Annotated in this window: 26 protein-coding genes and 2 pseudogenes; all 28 read right to left on the bottom strand. The window is 39.9% G+C overall.

Going from position 1 to position 26114, the window contains the following annotated elements; all coding sequences use genetic code 11:
• Positions 1-417 precede the first annotated feature (417 nt).
• Positions 418-771 (bottom strand): annotated as a pseudogene (locus CHB62_RS12670) (ankyrin repeat domain-containing protein); the annotation flags it as partial.
• A 1-nt stretch (position 772) separates the two neighbouring features.
• Complete coding sequence (locus CHB62_RS12665) at positions 773-1498, bottom strand: ankyrin repeat domain-containing protein (protein WP_240616264.1); 726 nt, start codon at positions 1496-1498, stop codon at positions 773-775.
• A gap of 68 nt (positions 1499-1566) precedes the next feature.
• Positions 1567-2808 (bottom strand): Tle-like phospholipase domain-containing protein, encoded by a 1242-nt coding sequence (locus CHB62_RS12660; RefSeq protein WP_240616213.1) that lies wholly within the window; start codon positions 2806-2808, stop codon positions 1567-1569.
• A 293-nt stretch (positions 2809-3101) separates the two neighbouring features.
• On the bottom strand, positions 3102-3650 hold the full coding sequence (locus CHB62_RS12655; protein WP_089367124.1) for a hypothetical protein: 549 nt from the start codon (positions 3648-3650) through the stop codon (positions 3102-3104).
• A gap of 16 nt (positions 3651-3666) precedes the next feature.
• Positions 3667-4230 (bottom strand): hypothetical protein, encoded by a 564-nt coding sequence (locus tag CHB62_RS12650; protein ID WP_089367123.1) that lies wholly within the window; start codon positions 4228-4230, stop codon positions 3667-3669.
• Positions 4214-5509 carry a PAAR-like protein gene (locus CHB62_RS12645; protein WP_089367122.1) on the bottom strand — a complete coding sequence of 432 codons (1296 nt, stop codon included), beginning with the start codon at positions 5507-5509 and terminating at the stop codon, positions 4214-4216. The genes CHB62_RS12650 and CHB62_RS12645 overlap by 17 nt, the downstream gene beginning before the upstream one ends.
• 141 nt (positions 5510-5650) lie before the next feature.
• Entirely contained in the window at positions 5651-6118 is a 468-nt protein-coding gene (locus tag CHB62_RS12640; protein ID WP_089367121.1) for a hypothetical protein, read from the bottom strand.
• A 374-nt stretch (positions 6119-6492) separates the two neighbouring features.
• The gene (locus tag CHB62_RS15090) at positions 6493-7506 is read right to left on the bottom strand and encodes an SMI1/KNR4 family protein (protein WP_158296842.1); all 1014 of its coding nucleotides are present in this window, start codon (positions 7504-7506) and stop codon (positions 6493-6495) included.
• Positions 7507-7613: 107 nt separating this feature from the next.
• Positions 7614-7835 carry a hypothetical protein gene (locus CHB62_RS12625; protein WP_025079259.1) on the bottom strand — a complete coding sequence of 74 codons (222 nt, stop codon included), beginning with the start codon at positions 7833-7835 and terminating at the stop codon, positions 7614-7616.
• 186 nt (positions 7836-8021) lie between these two features.
• Positions 8022-8234, bottom strand: coding sequence for a hypothetical protein (locus tag CHB62_RS12620; RefSeq protein ID WP_089367120.1), 213 nt, complete (start codon positions 8232-8234; stop codon positions 8022-8024).
• Between the two features lie 6 nt (positions 8235-8240).
• Positions 8241-8981 (bottom strand): glycohydrolase toxin TNT-related protein, encoded by a 741-nt coding sequence (locus tag CHB62_RS15315; RefSeq protein ID WP_240616212.1) that lies wholly within the window; start codon positions 8979-8981, stop codon positions 8241-8243.
• A gap of 85 nt (positions 8982-9066) precedes the next feature.
• Complete coding sequence (locus tag CHB62_RS12610) at positions 9067-9327, bottom strand: hypothetical protein (protein ID WP_089367119.1); 261 nt, start codon at positions 9325-9327, stop codon at positions 9067-9069.
• Between the two features lie 10 nt (positions 9328-9337).
• The gene (locus tag CHB62_RS15310; RefSeq protein WP_497023419.1) at positions 9338-10576 is read right to left on the bottom strand and encodes an RHS repeat domain-containing protein; all 1239 of its coding nucleotides are present in this window, start codon (positions 10574-10576) and stop codon (positions 9338-9340) included.
• Between the two features lie 64 nt (positions 10577-10640).
• Entirely contained in the window at positions 10641-11354 is a 714-nt protein-coding gene (locus CHB62_RS12600; RefSeq protein WP_089367118.1) for a hypothetical protein, read from the bottom strand.
• Positions 11355-11360: 6 nt separating this feature from the next.
• Positions 11361-12623: an RHS repeat domain-containing protein gene (locus tag CHB62_RS15305; RefSeq protein ID WP_303395900.1), complete on the bottom strand. Its 1263-nt coding sequence runs from the start codon at positions 12621-12623 to the stop codon at positions 11361-11363.
• Between the two features lie 412 nt (positions 12624-13035).
• Complete coding sequence (locus tag CHB62_RS12590) at positions 13036-13428, bottom strand: hypothetical protein (RefSeq protein ID WP_089367117.1); 393 nt, start codon at positions 13426-13428, stop codon at positions 13036-13038.
• Positions 13425-15470, bottom strand: a complete 2046-nt coding sequence (locus CHB62_RS15300; RefSeq protein ID WP_141240432.1) for an RHS repeat-associated core domain-containing protein — start codon at positions 15468-15470, stop codon at positions 13425-13427. The genes CHB62_RS12590 and CHB62_RS15300 overlap by 4 nt, the downstream gene beginning before the upstream one ends.
• A gap of 317 nt (positions 15471-15787) precedes the next feature.
• Positions 15788-16408 carry a hypothetical protein gene (locus CHB62_RS12580; protein WP_089367115.1) on the bottom strand — a complete coding sequence of 207 codons (621 nt, stop codon included), beginning with the start codon at positions 16406-16408 and terminating at the stop codon, positions 15788-15790.
• 11 nt (positions 16409-16419) lie between these two features.
• Positions 16420-16830 carry an AHH domain-containing protein gene (locus tag CHB62_RS15065; RefSeq protein ID WP_158296841.1) on the bottom strand — a complete coding sequence of 137 codons (411 nt, stop codon included), beginning with the start codon at positions 16828-16830 and terminating at the stop codon, positions 16420-16422.
• Between the two features lie 21 nt (positions 16831-16851).
• Positions 16852-16899 (bottom strand): annotated as a pseudogene (locus CHB62_RS15535) (hypothetical protein); the annotation flags it as partial.
• Positions 16900-17008: 109 nt separating this feature from the next.
• The gene (locus tag CHB62_RS12570) at positions 17009-17515 is read right to left on the bottom strand and encodes an Imm15 family immunity protein (RefSeq protein ID WP_240616210.1); all 507 of its coding nucleotides are present in this window, start codon (positions 17513-17515) and stop codon (positions 17009-17011) included.
• Positions 17512-18573, bottom strand: coding sequence for an RHS repeat domain-containing protein (locus CHB62_RS15290; protein ID WP_240616209.1), 1062 nt, complete (start codon positions 18571-18573; stop codon positions 17512-17514). Before CHB62_RS15290 ends, CHB62_RS12570 begins: the two co-directional genes overlap by 4 nt.
• A gap of 29 nt (positions 18574-18602) precedes the next feature.
• Positions 18603-19022, bottom strand: coding sequence for an SMI1/KNR4 family protein (locus CHB62_RS12560; protein ID WP_240616208.1), 420 nt, complete (start codon positions 19020-19022; stop codon positions 18603-18605).
• 35 nt (positions 19023-19057) lie between these two features.
• On the bottom strand, positions 19058-20476 hold the full coding sequence (locus CHB62_RS12555; RefSeq protein WP_303395899.1) for an RHS repeat-associated core domain-containing protein: 1419 nt from the start codon (positions 20474-20476) through the stop codon (positions 19058-19060).
• Between the two features lie 384 nt (positions 20477-20860).
• Complete coding sequence (locus tag CHB62_RS12550; RefSeq protein WP_089367111.1) at positions 20861-21316, bottom strand: SMI1/KNR4 family protein; 456 nt, start codon at positions 21314-21316, stop codon at positions 20861-20863.
• Positions 21317-21329: 13 nt separating this feature from the next.
• On the bottom strand, positions 21330-22610 hold the full coding sequence (locus tag CHB62_RS15420; RefSeq protein ID WP_497023418.1) for an HNH/ENDO VII family nuclease: 1281 nt from the start codon (positions 22608-22610) through the stop codon (positions 21330-21332).
• 753 nt (positions 22611-23363) lie between these two features.
• The gene (locus tag CHB62_RS12540; RefSeq protein WP_240616207.1) at positions 23364-24281 is read right to left on the bottom strand and encodes a hypothetical protein; all 918 of its coding nucleotides are present in this window, start codon (positions 24279-24281) and stop codon (positions 23364-23366) included.
• The coding region (locus CHB62_RS15275; RefSeq protein ID WP_303395898.1) for an RHS repeat domain-containing protein at positions 24278-26114 on the bottom strand (1837 nt) is incomplete at its 5' end. The genes CHB62_RS15275 and CHB62_RS12540, both read right to left, overlap by 4 nt.

Below are 26114 nucleotides of genomic sequence, written 5' to 3'. Positions count from 1 at the left end.
AACGAAAGACCAAGAGAAAAATTAAACTTTTCTACTCCAAAGTGTGAGTTCTTTAAACACGTTTTGTAATTTTGCACTTGCTGGTTGACTCTGCGTTATCGATTCTTTGAGGAAAAAGAATCATTTTCTTGTGTATGTAAGAACGAAAGTGTACCTTTGTCATAATGAGAATTTTTGAATGCCTAAAGGTACAAAAACTTTAGGAAATAGCAAAGCCCTGGCTTGAGAAAGTCGGGGCTTTGTGCATAAAAAAAGAGGATGTGGACATTTTGACACACCCTCTTTCTTATTTTTATGCATTGCTTGTTGATTTTCTTCTCATGGGGGCTTCTCGCCCCCAAACCCCTCGGTGTTTTCAGGTATAGATTATTAAGCTACACCAGCACTTGGGATTGCAGTTCTATGTTGAACTTGCGCTGTTTCGAGGGGGAGGATACGTACCGTTTCTTCTGGTTTTACTTCCCAGAATACTGATACAAAATTGGGGTCTGCTCCATTTTCTAAAAGAAACTTTGTCATGCCATAGTTATGCTCCCATACGGCATAAAGCAGATAGGACATACCATATTTTCCCGTAGAATTTACGTTCCATCCTTTGTGCATCATATCAAGGATTTTATCCTTGTCGCAATCATGAATGGCTTGAATAATAGGATATTCTTTCTCACTGAAAAAACGCTTGTAAGGTGCTTCACTGTTAAACATACTGCATGAGGTTAAAATAAGTAATGATAGTAATACTATAATATATTTCATTGCCTTATCAGTCATCCTATTTCGCATTATCCATAGCTGGTTTATACGGGAACTCTACACCTATACTTTTTAATCGTGCAACAAGCTTCTTAAAGTCTGGATTATCATAATCTCCATTTCCATAGTTTATAAAATCTTGTACCCAATACGCAACATTTTCTTTACCTCCAGTATTTCTTCCAATACCTCCCGTTTTCATAGGATCAGCACCTTTGTCCCATAGCCATAGGACGAAAGCCCATTGTCTTGCAAGTGCTTGGTCTATTATTACAGTCTCGTTCGTGCTATCAAACTGATTTATATCTGCACCATGCTCTAATAGGTATTCTATCTTTTGCTTATCTTTATATAATGCAGCCGTAAATAAAGGAAGCTGTGCTCGTGTATCATTAGGATTAGCCCCATGTTCGAGCAATAATTTCATATAATTCATTCCATATTTATCGTAGCATGTTCTTTCAAGAGGGAGCATACAAACAGTTTCTTCTGGTGTTTCATCCCAGAATACTGATACAAAATTAGGGTCTGCCCCATTTTCTAAAAGAAACTTTGTCATGTCATAGTTATGTTCCCATATCGCATAAAGTAGATAGGACATACCATATTTCCCCGTAGAATTTACGTTCCATCCTTGGTGTATCATATCAAGGATTTTATCCTCGTCGCAATCATGAATGGCTTGGATAATGGGATATTCTTTCTCACTAAAAAAACGCTTGTAAGGTGCTTCACTGTTAAACATACTGCATGAGGTTAAAATGAGGGATGACAATAATGCTATAATTTTTTTCATTGTTATGGATTGTTTCTTTAAAGAATGTTGGCAATAATTGGTCTTCCTAACTCTGCCTCCTCAGCTTGTATTGCTTTGAGGAGTAAAGGTAGGTCGTGTCCTTTAGCAAAATTAAAGTTGTCCAGAGTGTGTAACATAATTCTTTCGCCTGCAGCCTTTGGCATTAGAGATAGATTATTACTTGCCATATTTAAGAAATCTTGATTTGAATAATAGGTATGAACCTTTGAAGTATCAGGATTCTGTACGCCATACTTTTTATAAGTATTCGGATGAACGCCTGCAGGGCAGAAAGCGTAAGTCTTGCTACCAGTGGCAGCACCTGCAGCTGTCGCCAAACCACCACCAAGGGAATGACCAGCAATAGTCATTTGTTTACCTTGTCTTTCTGATCCTTTTTTTACTTTTTTAGCTAATTCTATAGACTTTTTATATTGTTCACTTCCCATACCTAATCCCTGCTTCATATTATCGTCAGTCCATTCTTTGCTCCAGTCATGTATTAAATCATTTTCAGGATGGGCAGGGTCACTGTAGGTACCACGATAAACAAGTACATAATCTCCATTCTTGTCTTTATAGATATCTGCTTTGAAACCTGTGGAGGGATCTTTTAAGTCAGTTGAATTAACTCCTAACTTTTTCATTTCCTCTGCATCCAACTTCTCATACCCATCAAGTTTTTCATTCTTACTCTTAAGCATAGCTTGTTGCTCAGGGCTTAGCCCATCCATTGCCTTGTTCATGTCATAATCCTTATCTTTCTTTTTTGTCGTTCGATTATAAGCAAAGTAACTTAAGACTAACATTTTAGCGGCTTCAGAAAAGTCGGGTTTTATGATAGTTATAAGTCCTCCTTGTATGCAATTCAACATAGCTCCTTCAAGTAAGGCTTTCTGACCACTGATTTTCACGGATGAATGTACTCTTGTCCAAGTAGACATCTTTGTATATGCGGCGCAGATATTTGACATTATCACATTTTGAACCATCTTTGATACTTTTCCATGCAGGAAAGCGTACATTCCCACTGCACCAAGCGCAGCACCTGCAATACTCCCTATTCGTGCACCATGAACTGTTGCGCTAACCATAGTGCCAACTTTATTAAAGAACCCCATATCCTTGGATGCATCTTTCCCCGCTCGCCAACCTCTCAGTGCACCGACTACTAATCCTGCTAAAGCTCCACCTATTGCGGCTTGCTGACATAGAACAGAGGTAAGGAGAGTCATATTCATCAATACAGTTGCAAGCACACTGATGAAAGCTCATCCATAACATTTGCCCTTTACATGCTTTTTGCCTTCTAAAAGACGCCTAACTGACTACAATAGATGCCCTTTTGGACTTGATACTAATGCCAATTTGAGGTCCTATTAATCACCTTTTTTTGTATGAGTTTATAACAAGCTGTTTTCTGACGAATGAAAACTTACTTTATATGCGTGTTATTGCCTTTATTTGTAGATGTTTTATTCGAAACTATGTAACAACTTTTCAAAAGCATTATCTACGAGTTTGCAAATTTAATAATTGTTCTCATTTGATTTTATTTGGAATAATTAAAATTATACTTGATCTTATTAAGCAGTTGTTCCACTTCCTTTTCGGAGTCGATATTACAATAGAACTTGGTGATGAGAATCGTTGAGCCTGCACGTACTATGACAAAACTTGGGTTGTCATAGTTATAGTTTTTATATACATCAGCATTCCCCAAAACCTTATTAACCTTGACTACGGCGATACCCTCTTTAATGTTCATTTGCAGTGTTGCCGAAACACGGTCGTAGTAATTAATGGCATCAGTCTCATCTTTGAATTCATAGAACTCCAGAGGGATATCAATCATTACATTATGCAGGTCGTCTTTGACACTTTTCATCATAACGGTAATATTGGCTATTCCTGTCTTGTCAGATATTGCACTCTTATCGACCGCTGCCTTTGTAAACCCTAAGGTAAGAGCAGTCTGTTCAAACTGCTTTCCAGTAACAGGAGTCAATCGAAGAAATGCACCACCAACATAGGCAAAGTAAGCAAATAGCCCAGCTATAATCAGCAGGGATAATACAGCTAATAGTTTTTTCTTTTTCATGAATCTTTTCTTTTATTTATGTAAGGACACTAAACACGCCATTTAAAATCATCACCACAATCAATATGATTGTTTTTATTTTCTCAGTGTAAATGCACATTAAGAGGTTGAAAAAATTGAAGAAAACCCATAAAGGAATGTATTTACCTTTCACATAAGCCACTAAATTTAAGTAATAAACTGAACTTTTTTCTCGCTGCCCAGAATAAACAAAGGGAATGTATTTCCCTTGATTCTCCCTAAAATCAGGCTCCAAATAGCATAGCAAGTTTTTGGGGTGAGATTCTATTATACTACTAAAAGAACGCTGTGGATAAGGAAGAGACATATAATATGTTGCTTCAAACTCTTTGTCTGGAAAACTTTCTGACTCAAACCGAACTGTATGGTTTCCTCTACTACCCGTAATTGTAATCCCATATTCTTTTCCTGTAATGTCATCCTTTGTGTATTTTACAGGAATATCAACAAAAATCAACTCTTTATCAGCTTTATAGGTTAGATAAACAAAGCAACCTATATAGCTGAAGAATGCAAATAATTGAAGAAAAATTATCAGTATCTTATATCTTGTTTTCATACACATTAATTTTAGCTTTCACCTCCTTTTCATTCTTCTCTGCGGCATTTTTTGCTTCAATTTTACTTGCTAATAAATAGTTTCCAGAGGCACGTAGAACATCTGTCAGAAGGTTCATTACGATTCCTTTGCCCGCCTCTTTGGCATTTGCCAATAGAGTTTTGCCTAAATTCCAGTTTCTCATAACTCCATTAACCTCTCCTTCTACAACCACATGATAATTCCCATTCCTATCGCAATAGCTATTAGTAGAAGTATGAGTTGTCTGACGTTGTGTTCTACTCACATTTCCATTCCCTACAGTGTTTCGTAAAACGGTAGTATTATGTATTTCTACTGTTGGAGTAGGAGTATTTGTTCCATCGGGAGAAACTACAAAAACAACCCTATAGTTCGTAAAATCAACCAATCCGACATTGCTATAGACACCAGTTTGTGCATTTGCTGATGTAGAAGCGTCTGAAATATTGGCTGCCGTTTCACCTAATGGGTTTTGTGCAATTTTTGAATACTTATTAAAATCTGACTCAGAAACCGTCTTATCATAAGTTTCTCCTTCAATATAATTATGAATACTATTATTCCCAATCTGAATATTCTTCTTTCCGTATCCATATAGTTCACTTGCTCCAAAATTAAAAAGAAATCCACTTACCATACCTAAGAGTTGTTTGCCCAAAGCCTGTACTCCAAACTCTGTAAATGTAGCTGCTAAAGAACCTACTGAAGACAATAGTCCTCCAATTGCAGAGCCTACAGCAGAAGAGGCAGCAGCTAATGCTGCTACAGACAATCCTGTACTCCAACGTTTATAATCCTGCAAAGCTTCTGCTTTCTCTTTAGAATAGCAGATTTCCACAGTACCTCCTAAACAGCAAGTCATCTTAGATGTTTCTAAAATGGGCATGTGTACTTTATTTATAATTATCATAGGATGAAAAGGTGTCCAGTCTGATGTAAGCATGGCACAAATACAAGGTATCATACCAGCAAGAAGACCAGTTCCTGCATATCCAACTGTTGCAGCTGCAACAAGAGCTGTTCCACCAGATAAAACAATAGCAGCAGCGGCAATGGCACCAATTATGGCACCGACTATGGCACCTGCCAAAACCATCTTAGCACAATTAAAGTTAGCAGTCATCCTATCATTCCTTGTAGCAACAGGATGCCCTCCATACATCAAGACTGATGACTGGCTTGTCACTTGAAGTTGATTAGTAGTCATGCCTTCTGTGCAGACCAAATAAACTCCTTCTGGGACTAATAGTTGCGCCATACCTTTATTTCTTCTTTTATGAATTTAACTTCAAATTCCTGCTTTGAACACATTTTGTTGTTGGCAAGATTCTCTATTAACTCTGCCTGACAAGACTCAATTATTCCTTGTTTGCTGTCGTACGAATAGCTTGCTCTCAGTTTATTTTTTATACAGATAAGACGTGTCTTGGAAAAGCTGCTTAAATTTATCATTATATAATTTTCTAAAGTCCTCATTTGGTACACCTTCTGCATCAATAGAAAGTTTCAAATGACCATCCTTATTGTCCTGTATTTGTCTTGAAGATTTGAAAGTTACATCTTTCCCTGTAAAAACTTGTGACGGTAGTGTAAATAAAGAACAATTATTGATTACTTCTTGTCCATATACATCTGAAAAGAACAAAACATATAATGGTGTCTTTTTTATCAAACTTATTGTATTTTTGAAGTCATTTTCAGCAGCGTCAAGTATTGGTCTAACTGTCTCGTCATTCTCTAATTGTGAGAAACGTTCAAGACGTAAAGATTTCCAACGATTATAAATATCTTCCTGATTCTTAACCTTAACAGGCATTCCTGTCTTATTGAGAACTAACACAAGGTCTGAAATGGGAATATTAAACATACACATAAACTCTATCAGTTGACGATATTGAGGGTTATATTTAATAATATTATGTACCCCCGTTTTTATATGAATACAAAAGGAATAGTACTATCAATCTCTATATTGCTTTTTTTTTGTATGTTTCTCAGGAGAAATTCATATTTTTCCCCGTTAATAAATTCATTTATCTTATTCATATTTACCAAGAGTTTGTTCCTTTAGCCCAAATCTCATTAAACTAGTAAAAAACAATTTCAAATGATTTATAATGACTGCCATTAGAAAATGATATTTGGGAATGGTTCTTGTTTGATAACTCACATCATCAACCACAAATAAATCATTCCTAATGAAATTTGGGCTTAAATATGATTGATTGCATAAGATTAATATCACGAGAGATTATCATATGCATCCCCTATATACTCAAAATTGTCTTGCAACCAATAGTAATAACCACCTTTGCCTTTAAATAGCTGTTCTAATAATTCTGTAAAAGAATTAGCTATGATAGGCTGTTCTCCTACAACACCATACCTATCCCAAAAGCTATCATAACATTTACCCAAACGTTCCTTAAACAGGTCTATTGTTATAAATTGTGGGTTGTCATCTGCTATAATAAACCAATTATTACTAATATCATCAGGAACCTCTTCTCCAATTATGACAGGATTAGCTTTTTTAAAATCTTCTATTCCGACTATTTTCACAGAATACTCTGAATTCTCCCAAAAAATAATCGAGTTATAATTCTCAAGATAATATCTTAAGTCATCAGGCAAAAGATATCCTACATCAACATTTACATGATGTTCTCTCTTCAATAATAAACAGTCCTTTGACTCTGAAATAGCCTTGAGGATTCTTTGAACTCTTTCCATAATTTTATTTACACATTGTATATATATATTAAACTCCTTATAATATTCATCTCTTGCATACTGTGGAACACCAGCAGCATCAAACATGTCTTCTGATAATTTAAATATCTCATGTGGAGAGATTTCTTCCCAAGCTACTTTACCTCCAACAGGTTTACCTGTTTTCTCTTTCAGCCATTCTCTATAAACTTGCTTCGTAGAATCATGCTGTCCTAACTGGTGGAAAGGGATGAAGTCACGGATACCTTTTATGTTTCGAAGGTCATCATAGATATCATAGTCAGCCTGCCAAACAACGTTACCATAACTGTTGTACGCTTCCACAGGGCGACCCATATAGTCGCTGATAATCGTGTAGCGTTCAGCGTTCTGTATCTTTGCCACAGGAACGTACGAACCTTCCTCATACACCCATGTGACAAGGTTCTCTACCGGCTCTTCGCCCAGCATACGGATGCGACCGAACTCGTCAATGCTATGCTGCGGTCGGTCCTTCTCCTCATACTGCCACTCCTGCACCATCACGTTGCCGTCCCAGAGGTAACGGAAGACGTGACCATTGAAGAGTTTTGCCGTGCGACGCCCAAGGGCATCATGTTCTATGTATTCTTCTTGTCATACGTCTTTATTTATCTAAATTCATTATAAATAAACTTGCACGCATCGTCCTCTGTTTTAAAGGACGCAAGTTCATTTTGATTACCATGTTCATCAATATATAATACTTTCCACATGCTATAGTCTTCAACTAAGACAATAGTATCCCACGTAGCAATAGAGCCTTCTAAAGAATATTCGTGGGGCGAAATACCCATAGACAGTAGCTGTTTAGCTAACTCTTTCTTATTCATTACATTATTATATTTCTTTTAATATACCACGATTAACGAGTACTTTTATTTGCACAGGTGTCTTATACTGGGTTCTTAAACCAATTTGACCAAATGTAGGTGTAATCGTCATTTTTTCACTTCAAATGGCTTTAGAATCTCATAGACACAGTATATCTTACTTCATAATAAATGGAATAAGAAAAACTATTCAAGTTCTAATACCAATGTTTGTGAAATATCTTTAAAACCTCCTCTTCCCTCATCTGCATCTATTAAGATATTACCACAAAGGCATGAACCAGATTTCATAGAAGGGATAATTGTATGACAATTTAAACATAAATAAAACAAGTTTTTCCCTTTGGGTAAGCCTCCGTCACCTTGATATTCTAAAATTTTGATGTTTCTTTCTTTCATCTTTAATTATATTTCTTTTATAAATCCATGATCAATATAATACTGAATAGATTCAGGCAACTGGTGCTGTATACCAAGTCCTTCTTGCCCAAACCAAGGCTCTGCCGGACCACTACGAACGTTATCTATAGATTTTATAACTTCATACTGATGATATTCTTTCTTTATACTTGAGCTCGGTAAAGATCTTTGAGTAAAAGGCGTTCCTGCATCAGCGACAAAGTTTCCACCAGGATGCCCAAACCTATCAACCTTATGCCCAACATCTAAAGAACCTATTTTATCTTTCCCCTTGACAAATCCAAAATTATCTGGCCAGCCAGGATCTTTTGCAAAAGTTCCATCAGAGTTACGCCAACGTCCTTTTTTATCTTCATATACTTTTGCTGTATTTGAATTCTTACATTTCAATCCAAATACATCAGCCCACTTATTCAAATCCCCCACATACCCATACAGCGTAGGATTATTTCCTACTAACCTTATCGGGTCTTGGCTGATGTAATTACCAATTCTCGGGTCATAATAGCGGAAGCGGTTGTAGTAGAGGCGCGTCTCATCGTCCTCATACTGTCCCAACTGGCGGAAAGGAATGAAGTCACGAATGCCTTTTATGTTTCGAAGGTCGCCATAGATATCATAGTCAGCCTGCCAAACTACGTTACCATAGCTGTTGTACGCTTCCACAGGGCGACCCATATAGTCACTGATGATCGTATAGCGTTCACCGTTCTGCAGCTTTGCCACAGGGACGTATGAACCTTCCTCATAAACCCACGTGACAAGGTTCTATATTGTTTCATTCCTTTATCAACCGAACGGTTGATTTAAACTATGTCATTTTCTTATACTTATATGATACATCTAACAAGAAGTTAATCAAATCATTTTCAGGATAATCAAGTAAAAATCTTGGATATGAAGGTAGGTATTTAGACTTATTTAAAACTGCCAACATTTTTTCTAACTCTAACTTTATATTAAATAACATAGTCATGGGCAAACCTTCATCAGCACATTTGCTGATTCGAGAGTCCTCAATCTTCTTGTTTACTTTTTCTAAAGCCACCATAATTAGTTTATCAATATCCATAACTTAAGTATTAAGATAGTGAACCATATTTCCATGGTTCAAGTATAAAAATTTGATTTGCACCGCCTATGTATTGAGGTCCTTCGTTTAGCTGAGGAGCAACCTTACCTTTAATCATAGTTGTTTCTGGTTTTATTTTCCATTGTTTAATTCCTGTCATTGAGTTCCATTTTGGGGGTAAAGCAAGATTTGCTCTATTTGTCATCGGTCCAAATGTATCTGACAAGAACTGTCCCATAGGTTGTGCATTTCCTCCAAAGAATCTTATACCATACTCGTTGACACCTGCCTTCTGAACTTTTATTGTTCCAATCTCAAAAGACTCTAAGATTTCTTTACGCTTTGCTCTAGAAACTCCCATTTCTCTTAAGTATTGTGAAGCCAACTTGACACCCTTAAAACAATCATCGTAGGGATTGGGGACATCAAATGTTTTATGTGACAAAGAATGTTCAACACCTTTAACATTACACTCTGAAAGACCCCAAATGTCTATAAGCGTATTACAATCCCTTACATACCCATACAGCGTTGGATTATTTCCCATCAATCCTATCGGGTCTTGACTTATGTAGTTACCAATCCTCGGGTCATAATATCTGAACCTGTTGTAGTAGAGGCGAGTCTCATCGTCCTCATACTGTCCCAACTGGCGGAAAGGGATGAAGTCACGAATGCCTTTTATGTTTCGAAGGTCACCATAGATGTCATAGTCTGCCTGCCAAACAACGTTACCATAGCTGTTGTACGCTTCCACAGGGCGACCCATATAGTCGCTGATAATCGTGTAGCGTTTACCGTTTTGTATCTTTGCCACAGGAACGTATGAGCCTTCCTCATAAACCCATGTGACAAGGTTATCTACCAGCTCTTCACTCTGCATACGGATACGACCGAACTCGTCAATGCTATGCTGTGGTCGGTCCTTCTCCTCATACTGCCACTCCTGCACCATCACGTTGCCGTCCCAGAGGTAACGGAAGACGTGACCGTTGAAGAGTTTTGCCGTGCGACGCCCAAGGGCATCATACTCGAAGCGGACAGTCTTGCCGTATGGAAGCCGCACCTCCTTAAGCATGCCGTTGCCATACCATTCATAGGCATAGTCACCTGCCTGCCAAGCAATATGCGTGCCACTTTCCTCCGATACTTCGTGGTTCGGATGCTGTGTTAGTCCACGACGTGGAGTCTTCAGGACAAGGTTACCCTCAACGTCATAGAGATAGTCATAATGGCGGTCACGGAGAATCCTGCCACCCTTGCCGTGTACGCTTGAACGCTGTAGGATGCAAGAACTAGATTTAGTAATATTTTTAACACTTTGCGGTATCTATGCGTTGCTTTTTTCCACTTTTATATTTAATATTAATTATAAACCCACAATCATATGCTTCTATTAAAATGTCAGAGAACTCTGTTGCAATTTTTATCTTGATTATCTTATTATCAAAATATTCCCAGCTATAATTTTGAAGAAAACCTATTTCCTCTGCATTCAAGATAATTACAGAACAATCATCAGAACCAGATACGTTTTTCTGTTGTTCTTTTATAACAGGAGTTTCTAAAATATCTATATTTTTGTCGTTGTTGTATAATCTGATGAACTCACCATCTTTATCTTTGAGATATAGCAAATTAGGATTCACAGAAATAACATTATCCATATTTAAATGACATATCTGTATAATCTCAGAATTAAGATCTTCTTTTCGTTGGGAATTCTTCCCGATGTCTTTCTGAAATACTTTGTTAAATAGTTTCATCTGGGATGAATCGTTCTCCGCACTCATTTCTGAAAAAATAAAACGAGAACTAGATATTCCCAAGTGATACAACTCATTCGCCAAATGATTTAATTTATCTATATCATTATCAAACCATTTATACTCGCCTTCCGAAATAGAATAATACCTTTCATACCAAGCAATCCAAGTAATTGTTATTGCTAAAACATACTGCTTGAGGTACGGGCTATAGCCAACTTTGTAGTACTTATTCTTATTTACTTTAATTTCTTCTAACATATGAAATTACTTTATAATTCTTGTTATAGTTACATTTCCCTTTGGTACCTGGTCTATTATACCTTCTGATATACCACCAGAGGTCTTCCCTCCAGCTATAAACAAATCATTAGCACCAGAAATTCCCGAGCTTGCTGATCTTAAGTTATAATTTTGAGGATTTGAAATATCTATTCTGTACATGCCTCCTTTTCCTTGCCAACCATCCTTAGGAATACCTAAAGCTTCTTCTATTATAGAAACATCTCCATTGGCTTTCTTTAATAAATCATCTATCTGATTGCTTGGAGAAACAAACTGTCCGTCAGGTCTTCCAACCATAGATGAGTTTTTAACAAATTGTTCATAACTATCACCAGGAATGAGAAATGAAGCTCCATTCTTAAAATCAGAACTCAGCTTGCAATCTGATAATCCCCAAACATCTACATACTTATTCAAATCCCCCACATACCCATACAACGTAGGGTTATTTCCTACTAACCTTATCGGATCTTGACTGATATAATTACCAATCCTCGGGTCATAATAGCGTAAGCGGTTGTAGTAGAGGCGCGTCTCATCGTCCTCATACTGTCCCAACTGGCGGAAAGGGATGAAGTCACGAATGCCTTTTATGTTTCGAAGGTCACCATAAACATCATAGTCAGCCTGCCAAACTACGTTGCCATAACTGTTGTACGCTTCCACAGGGCGACCCATATAGTCGCTGATAATCGTGTAGCGTTCACCGTTCTGTATCTTTGCCACAGGTACGTACGAGCCTTCCTCATACACCCATGTGACAAGGTTCTCTACCGGCTCTTCGCCCTGCATACGGATGCGACCGAACTCGTCAATGCTATGCTGCGGGCGGTCCTTCTCCTCGTACTGCCACTCCTGCACCATCACGTTGCCGTCCCAGAGGTAACGGAAGACGTGACCATTGAAGAATTTTGCCGTGCGACGCCCAAGAGCATCATATTCAAAGCGGACTGTCTTGCCGTATGGAAGACGCACCTCCTTGAGCATACCGTTACCATACCATTCATAGGCATAGTCACCTGTCTGCCAAGCAATATGCGTGCCACTTTCCTCCGAAAGCTCGTGGTTCGGATGCTGTGTCAGCCCACGACGTGGAGTCTTCAGGATAAGGTTACCCTCAACGTCATAGAGATAGTCATAATGGCGGTCATGGAGAATCCTGCCACCCTTGCCGTATTCCCTGTCCCTACGGTCACGACTGCGGAAGACGTTTCCTGTGGCATCAGGCATACGATAGTCGTACATGCCGTCCTCATAGCAGAGTTTAGCCGTAAGCTACACTACTCGCAGATATTATTAAGCAAGTTCCCTAATGAAATAGTAAGAGATTTTCAGTTTAACTTTGTAAAGATAATTCTATTAAAAAGTGATAACTACGCTTTGATATTACGAAATCGACTCTTTTGTGATACAAAACCTATACTTTAACCGTGTAAAACAGCCGCTTTTTGAACGCGAAATAGCAAGAAATTGTAATATTCTACTGTATAATGAGTTATGTAATGCTTATACTTTTGAAAATATTTATATCTTTATTAACTTCTTTTTATTCTTAAATATGCTGGTTACAATTCCATCAAAAGCTCTGTTTTTAGATTATCAAACACTCTATAGCACTGCTTTTTATAAAATATTTCAGAAAAGTAAACAAGCATAATCACTCATCATTGGCAAAATCTATCGCTTCCTTTATCACATAAAAATCCTTATTCTCTTTGGATATGGAACCTATCAGTTTAGAGAACTCCATCTCTCCCAAAACTGATTTATAATCATCGAGCATAACATCCAAATTCCCCTTGTATCTTTCCTTTTCATATGGATTCCCTTGCAGATAATACAAGTTTATGTATCTTTTGGCTTCAGAAGGGTTTAGGTATAACAATAATTCAAAGACTTTTGCTTCAAAAAAGCTATCTTTAAGTAATGAAAGGAAATATTCCAACAACGCACTGTCTTCAGATTTCCTTATCTCTATACCTGACAGAAAAGCCTGAAGTCTTTCCCGACTCTCAAAGTATTCTTTAACTAATAAATCCAGTTCTTTCATCCTTTACACACTTTGCCACTACTTACTATATCTGTCTTTGAGACATTGTCCTTAATTTTCCAATCAGGAACTCCTCCTTTGGTTTTGCCTTTTAGCACAACATCCTTTCCCTTTGTATCAATATCAACAAAATAATCAGCACCTAAAGCTCCTGTACTTTTTTTTATCGCATCAGGGTTTTGAGGTTTAATTTTTGTACTTGTAGCACTTATACCTCCTCTTGTATCTTTTGGATCATACTTAAAACCATTTTTCTTAAAATCTTTATATTCAGCTTTCGACATAAATCTTCTTACAATTCCTGGGTTTTGCGGAATACCATTAAAATTTAATCCAAATAAATCTACATACTCATTACAATCCTCCACATACCCATACAGCGTAGGATTATTTCCTGCTAACCTTATCGGATCTTGGCTGATGTAATTACCAATCCTCGGGTCATAATAGCGGAAGCGGTTGTAGTAGAGGCGCGTCTCATTGTCCTCATACTGACCCAACTGGCGGAAGGGAATGAAATCACGGATGCCCTTGCGGTTACGAAGGTCACCATAAATATCATAGTCAGCCTGCCAGACTACGTTGCCATAGCTGTTGTACGCTTCCACAGGGCGACCCATATAGTCGCTGATAATCGTGTAGCGTTCACCGTTCTGCAGCTTTGCCACAGGAACGTACGAGCCTTCCTCATACACCCATGTGACAAGGTTATATACCGGCTCTTCGCCCTGCATACGGATACGGCCGAACTCGTCAATGCTATGCTGCGGTCGGTCCTTCTCCTCATACTGCCACTCCTGCACCATCACGTTGCCGTCCCAGAGGTAACGGAAGACGTGACCATTGAAAAGCTTTGCCGTGCGACGTCCAAGGGCATCATATTCGAAGCGAACAGTCTTGCCGTAAGGAAGCCGCACCTCCTTGAGCATGCCGTTGCCATACCATTCATAAGCATAGTCACCTGTCTGCCAGGCAATATGCGTGCCACTATCCTCCGACACCTCGTGGTTCGGATGCTGTGTCAGTCCACGACGTGGAGTCTTCAATATGAGGTTGCCTTCTACGTCATAGAGAAAGTCATAATGGCGGTCACGGAGAATCCTGCCGCCCTTGCCGTATTCCCTATCCCTGCGGTCACGACTGCGAAAGACGTTTCCTACGGAATCTGGCATACGATAGTCGTCCGTACCGTCCTCATAGCGAGCGCTCATCAGACTGCCAACCGCATCATAGGCGTAGGCTGTCTTGCCTCCAGTGATTCCGTCTATCACACTCTGCAGACGTCCCGACGCATTCCACGCATAGCGGCGGTCGTAGCCGTCCTGATGCAGCGAGCGGCTCTTCTGCGAGATGACATTGCCATAGGCATCGTAGGTACGTGTCATACGGATGCCACCAGAAAAGATCTTCTCTATCTTCAGTCCCTCGCTGTCACGGACGATCTTCTCCTCCCAGCTCTCACCGCCACCACCGGCTGCCGCCACACGGCTGAGCAATCCATCCTCATCAAAGCTATTCTGTACGACCGAACCAAGCGAAGTCCTTGTCTCTATACGGTTTCCAAGGTCATCATAGATATTCTCTACCGTTGTACCCTTGTCACCGGGCAGACCACCACTGAAACACTCCTTGACCACACGGCCGCCCTCGTCATACGCCATAGAAACGCTGCCCGTAGTATTGCGTGCCTCAGTAAGCCTGCCGAGCACATCATAGCTGAAAGCTTCTATCGTGCCATCACTGAAGCTGCTGCGTGTCAGCCGTCCTCGCTGGTCATACTCGTATTCCGTCCATCTGCCACCAGCCCTTTCCTCACGGATGACGCGTCCAGAGCGGTCACGCATATACCTACGGTGCATGCGGTCAAAGCCCGTCTCACCAATAATCTCTCCACGGAGGTTGCGGTCAAAAGTATATTCCTCACCATGCTCGTTGGTAAGCATACGAAGGCGGTCCATACGGTCATAGGCAAATCGCAGCACGCTGCCGTCCTCGCCCTCACGCTGGAGGATGTCGCCCATCGGCGAATACTTGTACTTCACACGGTGAAAACCCTCACTCGCCTCGACCACATCCTCATAGGAATTGTAGCGGAGGTTCGTCGTGCGCTTACCAGTAGTGATAGAAGTAACTCGGTTTAAGCGGTCATAGCGGAACGTCTGTCGTGCGCCGGCAGAGGTAAAAATTCAAAATATGATGTTCTATATAAACATCAAATCATTATATTAATCCAAAGAGGAGAAATGGCAGGTTTAGTCCATATCACCTCGTCGCCGTAAGGCTTTTCCCTTTTTTCACCATCATTTCGTGCTACTATACCGATATAGCATTAAGTATTTATTCATTAAAAGAACAGAAATCACTTTTTCTTTTCATTATAAACTACTTCTTCATACATAGAGGTAGACTTTATGATAGAATCCAGACTGTCATCCGAGCAATACTTAATAGTGTAAAACAGCGTAGCAGATTCTTGTCCTGTCCTATCATACTGGCTTACCTCTATTTTTTGCAACTTGTCATTGTCGTCATAGAAATAACACTCTTCTCTTCCACCAAATCTTCCTTTACCCAGTACTTTGTCAACAAGATTCCCCTTTTTCAGATAACAGTAACTGACATTCTGCAGGATTTTCCCATTATTATAATATAATGACTTGAACATATCCTTTTCATAAAAAAGGAACTGATGGTTAAACTGATTTTCTATCTCACACCCTTCCCGCACTTCTATAATCTGTTTCTTTTCGTTGAAGCCATATAAAAAGAGATTGTTCGTACTTTTCAAGCGATTAAACTGCTTTATAGGATTTCCCCTTCTCATTCCTACTCGTAGGAAAGAATAGGGGATGATTTCGTAATAGAATCCCTTATAGACCTCCGTTTCAACTATCTGTGCCTCTACGCCCTCTTTCAGAGTGTCAAACATGCTTGGAGTATTATACTTATCATACTCTTTCTTTAATTCTTCCAGTGTCATGACTATGCTATTTAAATATTAAAAGTTCCAGAACGAAGTTCATCTCCAATTTTCATCAATTCTTCTTCAAATTGATCTTTATCATTAATGTTTTTCAGTCTATCGTAAACATTCTTTTTATAGGCTTCCGTATGTACCTTACTATGCGCATGAGCCGATATACCTGCAGCCTCCTTTACTTTTGAAGATGTTGACAGAAAAACACCATTAACAGCATCATTCTTTTTCAATCCAAGCTGTGTCATCTTCTTTCGGAGTTCCACCATCCTGTTATCACTTGAATTTGACATGATAATATGATGAGCGGAATTCTTGTAAGATGGAGTAACTATATAGGCATCTTCCATTGCTTTACGAAGTTTAGCTGCATCGGAAGAACAGTCTAAGCCAAATGGATCTACCCAACCATTGGGTTCTGCCACATACCCATACAACGTAGGATTATTTCCTGCTAACCTTATCGGATCTTGGCTGATGTAATTACCAATCCTCGGGTCGTAATAGCGGAACCTGTTGTAGTAGAGGTGCGTCTCATCGTCCTCATAGTGCCCTAACTAGCGGAAAGGAATGAAGTCAAGGATGTCCTTGCGGTTGCGAAGTTTACCATAGTTTGGGAACAATATAATATCTGATGATATCTCCATACTTATCTGGAGTAATAACTTTGTAACATGCAAACATACTTTCATCAATTAATGTTCCGTACATTCTACCTAAATACTCTTCCCTTTTTAGACTAACAGCTTTATCTTGTGTCAAATAACTTGCTACAAGTTTTGTGCTAACGAGAATATTGGGTACAGAGAAACCAACATCGTTTATCTCGTCTACAGGATCTAACAATGTAATACATAAAAATAAATTGTCATTCTCTGTACTACTTAAAGTATGCCTTAAATAAAGTTTCAGATTATATAGTAAGAACAAGGAACAATTAAGCAGACACACTGAAAAATCTTCACGTGCAATACTTTCTTGTAAAATATTTATCCTTTCATATCTGTCTATTATTGGTACTTCCTCAGATAAATTTGAACGAAATACCATATTTGATATCTCATCCAATTGTTGACTGGTATATATGTTTTCATATATACTCTTCATCATACTTTCCAACCGTGTTCTCTTAACCATTTCTTTGTCTTGTTTGAAAACTTCGGATCACTATCGTGTATAGAACCATCTAAATTTATAGCACCATCCCATTTACCCTTACCATGTGCATGCCATTGAGAATCCGGCACATTTGATTGGGGAGCATCAATTCTACTAATTTCATTTGGTCCTTGTCCTTTTTTTATTTTCTTCTGTGCATCTTTAGGTGTCCCACATTCCAGCCCAAATAGATCATCTTGTGTATTACAATCCCCCACATACCCATACAGTGTCGGGTTATTTCCGGCTAACCTTATCGGGTCTTGGCTGATGTAATTACCAATCCGTGGGTCATAATATCTGAATCTGTTGTAATAGAGGCGAGTCTCATCGTCCTCATACTGTCCTAACTGACGGAAAGGGATGAAATCACGAATACCTTTTATGTTTCGAAGGGCACCATAGATATCATAATCAGCCTGCCAAACTACGTTACCATAGCTGTTGTACGCTTCCACAGGTCGACCCATATAGTCGCTGATAATCGTGTAACGTTCACCGTTCTGTATCTTTGCCACAGGAACGTATGAGCCTTCCTCATATACCCACGTGACAAGGTTCTCTACCGGCTCTTCGCCCTGCATACGGATGCGACCGAACTCGTCAATGCTATGCTGCGGTCGGTCCTTCTCCTCATACTGCCACTCCTGCAGCATCACGTTGCCGTCCCAAAGGTAACGGAAGACGTGACCATTAAAGAGCTTTGCCGTGCGACGCCCAAGAGCATCATACTCAAAGCGGACAGTCTTACCGTATGGAAGCCGCACCTCCTTGAGCATGCCGTTGCCATACCATTCATAGGCATAGTCACCTGTCTGCCATGCAATATGCGTGCCACTTTCCTCCGACACCTCGTGGTTCGGATGCTGTGTCAGTCTACGACGTGGAGTCTTCAGGATAAGGTTACCCTCAACGTCATAGAGATAGTCATAATGGCGATCACGAAGAATCCTGTCACCCTTGCCGTATTCCCTGTCCCTACGGTCACGACTGCAGAAGATGTTGACCACAGCATCGGCGGGTCATCTATCATAGAAGCTTATACATCTTCCTCCTCTCCTTCTTCTAAATTGTCTATAAAATTACTAAACCCTCTTGTTAAATATTTAACTGCGTCGTCTGTGAAGGGCCCTAAATCCATAAGCAGTAAAACGATATTATTAGTTTCAAGGTCTATTGAAAAAAAATTTCCACCCCAATCTAATGCAAATGGAAGATAGTTTTTTGGTATCCCTTTTGAGGTCAAGTTTGAGTAACTTCTTTCAATGGTCATATTACTCAGTTCAGTAGTAACGAACCTAATTGGTAGAAAGAAACTTACTTCAACATAACCATCGTCCTTTTCAACATAGAAATATGTTTTATTAGGGACTCCACCATTATTTTTTAGATAATGAGAGATAAAGTCATTAGGTAAACCTTGTTCTATAGAATGCTCTAAAAAATCTATATCTGACATTGTAATCGAATGTGATGATTTGGTAAACATAATACTTATTTTTTACAGGTTATTTTTTTTGCTTGTCTTTTAGGTTCTTTCCTCCAACCCTGTTCAAATGATTTCATCTTAGCTTCAAAACTATCATACTGGACACCGAAATAATCTGCAAACTGTCCAGCTGAACCTTTATGTGGCAAATTTGCTTCGTGTGTTGACGTTTTTATTAATTGCATTGTTGATTCCCCAGTTTTAGGATCAAAATCAGCAACATGATGCCAAGTATATCCTGTTGCATCTGCTTTCGTTATACCAGCTTCTTTATAAGCTCTTGTGAAATCAGAACTTCTATCACCAGTGAGTTTTATTTTTACAGTATTTTTCCCTGGACCTTGGTACAAGTCTGGATGTCCAGAGAAATCTACAGTCTTAAAATCTAAACCAAAAACATCAGCCCACTTATTTAAATCCCCCACATACCCATACAGTGTCGGGTTATTTCCCGCTAACCTTATCGGGTCTTGGCTGATGTAATTACCTATCCTTGGGTCGTAATAGCGGAAGCGGTTGTAATACAGTCCAGTATCCTCGTCCTCGTGCTGTCCTAACTGGCAGAAAGGAATGAACCGCCTGCTGCCGTGGAGGTTACGGAGATTGCCGTAGATGTCATAGTCTGCCTGCCAGACGACATTACCTTTATCATCGTATGCCTGTACAGGACGACCGATGTAGTCGCTGATGATGCTGTAATGCTTGTCACCAACAATCTTGGCAGTAGGGACATAGCTGTCACTGTCGTAAACCCACGTGATGAGGTTCTCAACTAATTCTGGCCTGTCAAGTGTGACCTCACCAGCCTCGGTAACAATCGTATTCGGGCGGTCAGCCTCAGCATAGTCCCACTCGTGCAGAATGACATCACCATCCCAGAGGTAGCGATATACTCGTCCGTCAAAGACTTTCTCAATACGTCTGCCCAAAGCGTCATACCTGAAGGTAACGGTCTTGCCGTCAGGCCGTGTTACACTTCTAAGCATACCATTGCCCTGCCACGTATAGGCATAGTCACCGCTCTGCCATTGAAGGAACTCATCCCGTGCCTCCGCATTACGCGATGGTTCCATCCTGCGCATGGTCTTCAGCACAAGGTTGCCATGGCTGTCATAATAATACCGCCACTTCTTGTCCTTACGCAACTGTCCACCACGACCAAAGTTCCTGTCCGTACGGTCGGGACTATCGTACACGTTACCCATCAGGTCCGGGTTGCGCCACTGGCGGCTACCGTCACCAAACACTGCCCCTGACAGAGAGCCGAAGGCGTCATAATCGTAACAGACACTTCTGCGGTTTATTGTGTCAAACGTTCGTAAAAGACGAAGATTATCACCCCAAGTATATGACTTGTCATACAGCGTTTGACCATTATGATGGACACGCTGATGTGCAGGGCGACCAATTTTGTCATAGTGCATTGTATGGTCCATACAAACGACTATGATACACGATGTTTCAAATACGAATAGACACTATCACTACATAGAACAAATCTACTGCTAGCCTCTGTTCTAATTGCGTTTTACTTAAATATCAAAAGGTGCTTAATTTGAAGCTCAACTAAATTTAAAATGGACTCCAACTAAGCGTCTTTTCTTATAATGTTTTACAACACACTTATTGCATACGGGTTAAACTTTTCTTTCGAAGTTCCGCTTTTATGATTATTCTCAGAAGCTAAAGCTAAACAGTTGTAAATATATTTTAATTTTAGATCTTGAAGAAGAATAAAAACACACGTCATAGTTCCCCTCAAAGACAGAGATAAATATAAAGCCTGCATTGATAGGAGAAGGTTAAGTTTAAGAACCTAATTCGATAAAATCCTCAAAGAAATCCTCAAACGATGAAAATATTTTTTCTTTTTTCCCAAGAACAATTTTTTCTGCACCATCATATTTTATTTCTGCTCCATATATTGGATTATCTTCTAATTCTTGTTCTGCAGAAACTTTGTATAAGGTTAAATATTCGCCTACTTCGTAGTTAAGAACGATAAGATCGTTAGAAAGATTTATTTCATTTCTCAGATGCTTGGTAACATCCACAACCGAATAATTAACTGTATTTTCATCTTTTGCTATTCCAAGTATACTAACATCACCAAAATTGCACATACCACATTGGGATAAAAAAAGCTTATATTGTTTTGGGAGTTTAATGTTTAGTTCTTTTTCGACATAAAGAATCTGTTCCTTATCGGCTCCTAACCAATATTCAAATTCCTCACTTTCTTTTAATCTTGCTAGATAGTCCATAATATATTTTTTATTAATGATAATCTGGTTTAAAAGATTTTGCTCTTTCTTTCCAATAATTTCTACGAAACTTTTCGTATTGTCTTTTAAGTAATCTATTGTTCCTAAAACTGTTACCTTCTTCGATTAAACCATGTAATGGTTTATAATATCTTTTATGAGTACTGTCCAATAATTCTATCATCGGACCAGGCTCTTCACCGATAACATGATGCAAATTTACTTGTTTTCCATCTGTGCCGATAGGAGCATATCCTTTACTCATCAAATCATAATTTGATGCTCCTGCATCCAGTAATTTTTGCACTGTTGGATTAGTTTTTCCTACAATGGGATCAACGTATTTAGGAACTCCTCCTCCAAAATCTGTAGAGTTTTGATACACCTTTCTTCCCAAAACTTTAATGGGACAAAACTTACTTAACCCTAATACATCTGCACTATTATTCGAATCGTGGACATACCCATACAGCGTAGGGTTTCCACCTACCAACCCAATCGGATCCTGGCTGATATAATTACCAATCCTTGGATTATAATACCTGAACCTGTTGTAATACAGTCCTGTCTCCTCGTCCTCATACTGTCCTAACTGGCGGAAAGGAATGAACTGCCTGCAGCCGTGGAGGTTACGGAGATTACCATAGATGTCATAGTCTGCCTGCCAGACGACATTGCCATTATCATCGTATGCTTGGACGGGACGGCCGATGTAGTCACTGACGATGCTGTAATGCTTGTCACCAACAATCTTGGCAGTAGGGACGTAGCTGTCACTGTCGTAAACCCACGTGATGAGGTTCTCAACTGGTTCTGGCCTGTCAAGTGTGACCTCACCAGCCTCGGTAACAACCGTCTTCGGACGGTCATACTCGGCATAGTCCCACTCGTGTAGGATGACATCACCATCCCAGAGGTAGCGATATACTCGTCCGTCAAAGACCTTCTCAATGCGTCTGCCTAAAGCGTCATACTTGAACGTAACGGTTTTGCCGTCAGGCCGTGTTACGCTCCTGAGCATACCATTGCCCTGCCATGTATAGGCATAGTCACCGCTCTGCCAAGCAAGGAACTCATCCCGCATTCCAGTTTCAAGGGATGGTCCCGACCTGCGCATGGTCTTCAGCACAAGGTTGCCATGGCTGTCATAATAATACCGCCACTTCTTGTCCTCACGCAGCTGTCCACCACGACCATAACTCCTGTCCGTATGGTCAGGGCTATCATACACATTACCCATTACATCCGGGTTACGCCACTGACAACTTCCGTCACCATATACAGCCCCTGACAGAGAACCGAAGGTATCATAATCGTAACGGACACTTCTGCGGTTTATTGTGTCAAGCGTCTGCAGAAGACGAAGATTGTCACTTCAGATAATGAATACTACGTCTACTCATTACCATATCTTTCCATCTTCTACATACAAGCAACTTTTCTCTAAACTAACCGATACATGTAAACTGTTTTCGTACAACTTAAAACCGATATATGCTCTTCTGGCTTAGAGAAAACGCCTAACTGACTTGCAGAAGATGCTCTTTTGAGGTCCTACTAATGCTCTTTTGTATCCTTACTAGGCACCTTTATATTACGATTTCGTAGCCGATTGATTTACTGCATGATACAACCTTGCCTTTTACACGCATTATAATCTTTATTTGTATATGTTTTATATGAAATATGTTATGATTTTTCAATATCCTATCTACAATTTACCGAAGCATTAACATGAAAAGTTCTTTTGTGTCAGAGGATAAATAATACAGACAGTCAAGACCGTCTTGGCTATCTATTTGTTTAACGCATAACTTCTGTTCTTCCCTTAAAGCTATACGAAAAGTGCCCATGTGGTGTAACGGAAGCACCCTAAATAGTTCTTTCGGTTCCCCCCAGCAATAACTACGTAATAGCTTTGTTCTGTGTTCTAATCTATATACATTATTTAAGTAAAGAATAGCGTCACAGAAATAACAAAATCGAAATGGCACAATACGATTATATTCATATTTTCCATATATTGTGTATTTATGCCCTAATGGCACTAAATGATAAACTGTGTATCACTGCCGTGCTTTTCCTTTATCAGTTCTGTTACTTCCTCTATTGTATACTTCCGTCGATTCTGAATCGTAAGGAAAACCATCTGAAATATTACATCCATTTCCTTATTGTAGCCAGTTGGAATCTTCGGAGCTTTCGCCATATTAGTGGAAAACAACTCGTTTTTGATTTGGGGTACATCCAGTCCCAAGTGTCTGCGCACCTTTTGTAAACTAATCAGCTCCATCGGAATCATGCCAGAATGCAGGAACTCCTCATTCTCCCACTTCTCACCACGCTGCAATCCTATCCCCTTCAGATGGTACTCACACAATTCATCCCAATAGCTGTTTTCTATCTGGGAAAGATCTTCCCAATTGTCGATAATCCGCTGATAAATACCGTAACCGCTACCATAGTTCAGAATAAGGTCTTTCACAGGACTGTACCCAAGCCACTTCTCTAAAAGGAAATGAACCAACTGTGTACTCGCATAAATCTTTTGTTTTTTGAAATACTTATCTGACAAATTCTTCTCATTTGTCAAAATAGATAATAAATAGTCAAATAATTGTTCTATCAAGTCTTTCCGTTCGACATATAGAGCGTATTCGAGAGGTCCTCTGATATTCTCAACCCAGTCACCATTACTATGACCGTATGTCCAGAACACCGCTGTTCTTTCAAAATATTTCCAGCAGTCTTCACTCCCTTGAAACAGAAGATTCTTTGCCTTAATATGTGTACTGTCTGGGAGTCCATATAAACTCAATCTTACAGTTCTTATATTCTTACGCAAATCCTCTTTTTGAGTATAAAGATCATACATATACAAAAATGTCTTTACGCTTTTCTCCAAATCTATAGGCTCGGCATATTTATAATGCTTGATAGCCTTATCTATCCATTTCTTCATCATTTACATCGTAGTCTAATAGAACGTTTTTCAATATTTATCTGAAAAAGCTTGTTGTTAAGTTTTCTATTATCTTGAGCTTTTCTTATTATTGTAAGCAAATTGTCTTGATATTTGGGTTTGCTAGCCCACATACCATTGGTGTTACCAGTTATCTTTTCAATATTCTTCCTTGTCCAACCACCCATATTGCTCTTACTTCTCCACTTGTTCCCACTGGTCTTCACCTCAATTACATTTATATAGCCATCGGCTGTCTTGGTAACAAGATCAAAACCATGACCAGAAGCATTCTGTATTGACCCAAGGATAGTATGTCCCTCCTTCTTCAGATATTTGGCTGCGACCTTCTCTCCCCATTTTCCCATTGGCATATCTCCTACCATCTGTGTTGTGAGACCAAGCACGTCAACTCCAAGATTCGAGTCACTGACAAATGCATACAGCGTAGGATTATTTCCTCCTAACCTTATCGGGTCTTGACAGATATAATTACCAATCCTCGAGTCGTAATAGCGGAAGCGGTTGTAATAGAGTCCAGTTTCCTCGTCCTCATACTGACCTAACTGGCGGAAAGGAATGAACCGCCTGCTGCCGTTAAGGTTGCGGACGCTACCGTAGATGTCATAGTCTGCCTGCCAGACGATATTACCATTATCATCGTATGCCTGGACGGGACGGCCAATGTAGTCACTGACAATGCTGTAATGCCTGTCACCGACAATCTTGGCAGTTGGGACATAGCTGTCACTGTCGTAAACCCACGTGATGAAATTCTCAACTGGTTCTGGCCTGTCAAGTGTGACCTCACCAGTCTCGGTAACAATCGTGTTCGGACGGTCAGCCTCGGTATAGTCCCACTCGTGCAGGATGACATCACCATCCCAGAGGTAGCGATATACACGTCCGTCAAAGACCTTCTCAATGCGTCTGCCTAAGGCGTCATACCTGAACGTTATGATTTTTCCGTCCGGTCGTGTTACACTCCTAAGCATACCATTGCCCTGCCACGTATAGGCATAGTCACCGCTCTGCCATGCAAGGAACTCATCCCGTGCCTCCGCATTATGCGATGGTTCCATCCTGCGCATGGTCTTCAGCACAAGATTGCCATGGCTGTCATAATAATACCGCCACTTCTTGTCCTCACGCAGCTGTCCACCACGACCATAACTCCTGTCCGTTCGGTCAGGGCTATCGTACACGTTACCCATTGCATCTGGGTTACGCCACTGACAACTACCGTCACCATATACAGCCCCTGACAGAGAACCGAAGGCGTCATAATCGTAACGGACACTTCTACCGTTTATTGTGTCAAACGTTCGTAAAAGACGAAGATTATCACCCCAAGTATATGACTTGTCAAGCAGCGTCCGGCCATTATGACGGACACGCTGATGTGCAGGACGGCCAATGCTGTCATAGTGCATAGTATTCTCTACACTGCCAGGCATCATACGTGATGTTTCACGCCCGAACCTATCGTATGCTATATTCGCTTCCCAAGGCTTCCTCTTTCCTGACATGCCAGCTGATATGTGGTTGACAGCGCCTTTTATATCATATCCGTAGGTAATATTTCCTCCTAACGCACTGACGATATTTGAAAGTCGGGAACGTTCATCATACCTGTGTTCCACTGTACGCCCATCTTGCGTTTCCTTTATGACCTGCCCCAAAGCATTACGCACGAACTCCGTCACGCTGTCCCTGTTGTACGCTTTAGTGAGCCGTCCTGCCTTATCGTACTCCCAAGCCTCCCAGCTACCATCGGTATACTTGTTAAAAGTAAGTCGTCCAGCCTGGTCATGCTGATGATGCACAGCCGTACCA

Origin of the sequence: Prevotella jejuni, assembly GCF_900187995.1 — a bacterium.
GTDB lineage: Bacteria > Bacteroidota > Bacteroidia > Bacteroidales > Bacteroidaceae > Prevotella > Prevotella jejuni.
The sequence above is the reverse complement of the archived record's forward strand: the minus strand, read 5'-3'. Positions and strand labels throughout refer to the sequence as shown.

Bases quoted from the DNA above. Each gene is read 5' to 3' on its own strand.
- CHB62_RS12665 (WP_240616264.1), bottom strand. From the start codon at position 1,498: ATGTTTAACAGTGAAGCACCTTACAAGCGTTTTTTTAGTGAGAAAGAA.
- CHB62_RS12655 (WP_089367124.1), bottom strand. From the start codon at position 3,650: ATGAAAAAGAAAAAACTATTAGCTGTATTATCCCTGCTGATTATAGCT.
- CHB62_RS12650 (WP_089367123.1), bottom strand. From the start codon at position 4,230: ATGAAAACAAGATATAAGATACTGATAATTTTTCTTCAATTATTTGCA.
- CHB62_RS12645 (WP_089367122.1), bottom strand. From the start codon at position 5,509: ATGGCGCAACTATTAGTCCCAGAAGGAGTTTATTTGGTCTGCACAGAA.
- CHB62_RS12640 (WP_089367121.1), bottom strand. From the start codon at position 6,118: ATGTTTAATATTCCCATTTCAGACCTTGTGTTAGTTCTCAATAAGACA.
- CHB62_RS15090 (WP_158296842.1), bottom strand. From the start codon at position 7,506: ATGGTGCAGGAGTGGCAGTATGAGGAGAAGGACCGACCGCAGCATAGC.
- CHB62_RS12625 (WP_025079259.1), bottom strand. From the start codon at position 7,835: ATGAATAAGAAAGAGTTAGCTAAACAGCTACTGTCTATGGGTATTTCG.
- CHB62_RS12620 (WP_089367120.1), bottom strand. From the start codon at position 8,234: ATGAAAGAAAGAAACATCAAAATTTTAGAATATCAAGGTGACGGAGGC.
- CHB62_RS12610 (WP_089367119.1), bottom strand. From the start codon at position 9,327: ATGGATATTGATAAACTAATTATGGTGGCTTTAGAAAAAGTAAACAAG.
- CHB62_RS12600 (WP_089367118.1), bottom strand. From the start codon at position 11,354: ATGTTAGAAGAAATTAAAGTAAATAAGAATAAGTACTACAAAGTTGGC.
- CHB62_RS15305 (WP_303395900.1), bottom strand. From the start codon at position 12,623: ATGTACGACTATCGTATGCCTGATGCCACAGGAAACGTCTTCCGCAGT.
- CHB62_RS12590 (WP_089367117.1), bottom strand. From the start codon at position 13,428: ATGAAAGAACTGGATTTATTAGTTAAAGAATACTTTGAGAGTCGGGAA.
- CHB62_RS12580 (WP_089367115.1), bottom strand. From the start codon at position 16,408: ATGACACTGGAAGAATTAAAGAAAGAGTATGATAAGTATAATACTCCA.
- CHB62_RS12570 (WP_240616210.1), bottom strand. From the start codon at position 17,515: ATGATGAAGAGTATATATGAAAACATATATACCAGTCAACAATTGGAT.
- CHB62_RS12560 (WP_240616208.1), bottom strand. From the start codon at position 19,022: ATGTCAGATATAGATTTTTTAGAGCATTCTATAGAACAAGGTTTACCT.
- CHB62_RS12555 (WP_303395899.1), bottom strand. From the start codon at position 20,476: ATGCACTATGACAAAATTGGTCGCCCTGCACATCAGCGTGTCCATCAT.
- CHB62_RS12550 (WP_089367111.1), bottom strand. From the start codon at position 21,316: ATGGACTATCTAGCAAGATTAAAAGAAAGTGAGGAATTTGAATATTGG.
- CHB62_RS12540 (WP_240616207.1), bottom strand. From the start codon at position 24,281: ATGATGAAGAAATGGATAGATAAGGCTATCAAGCATTATAAATATGCC.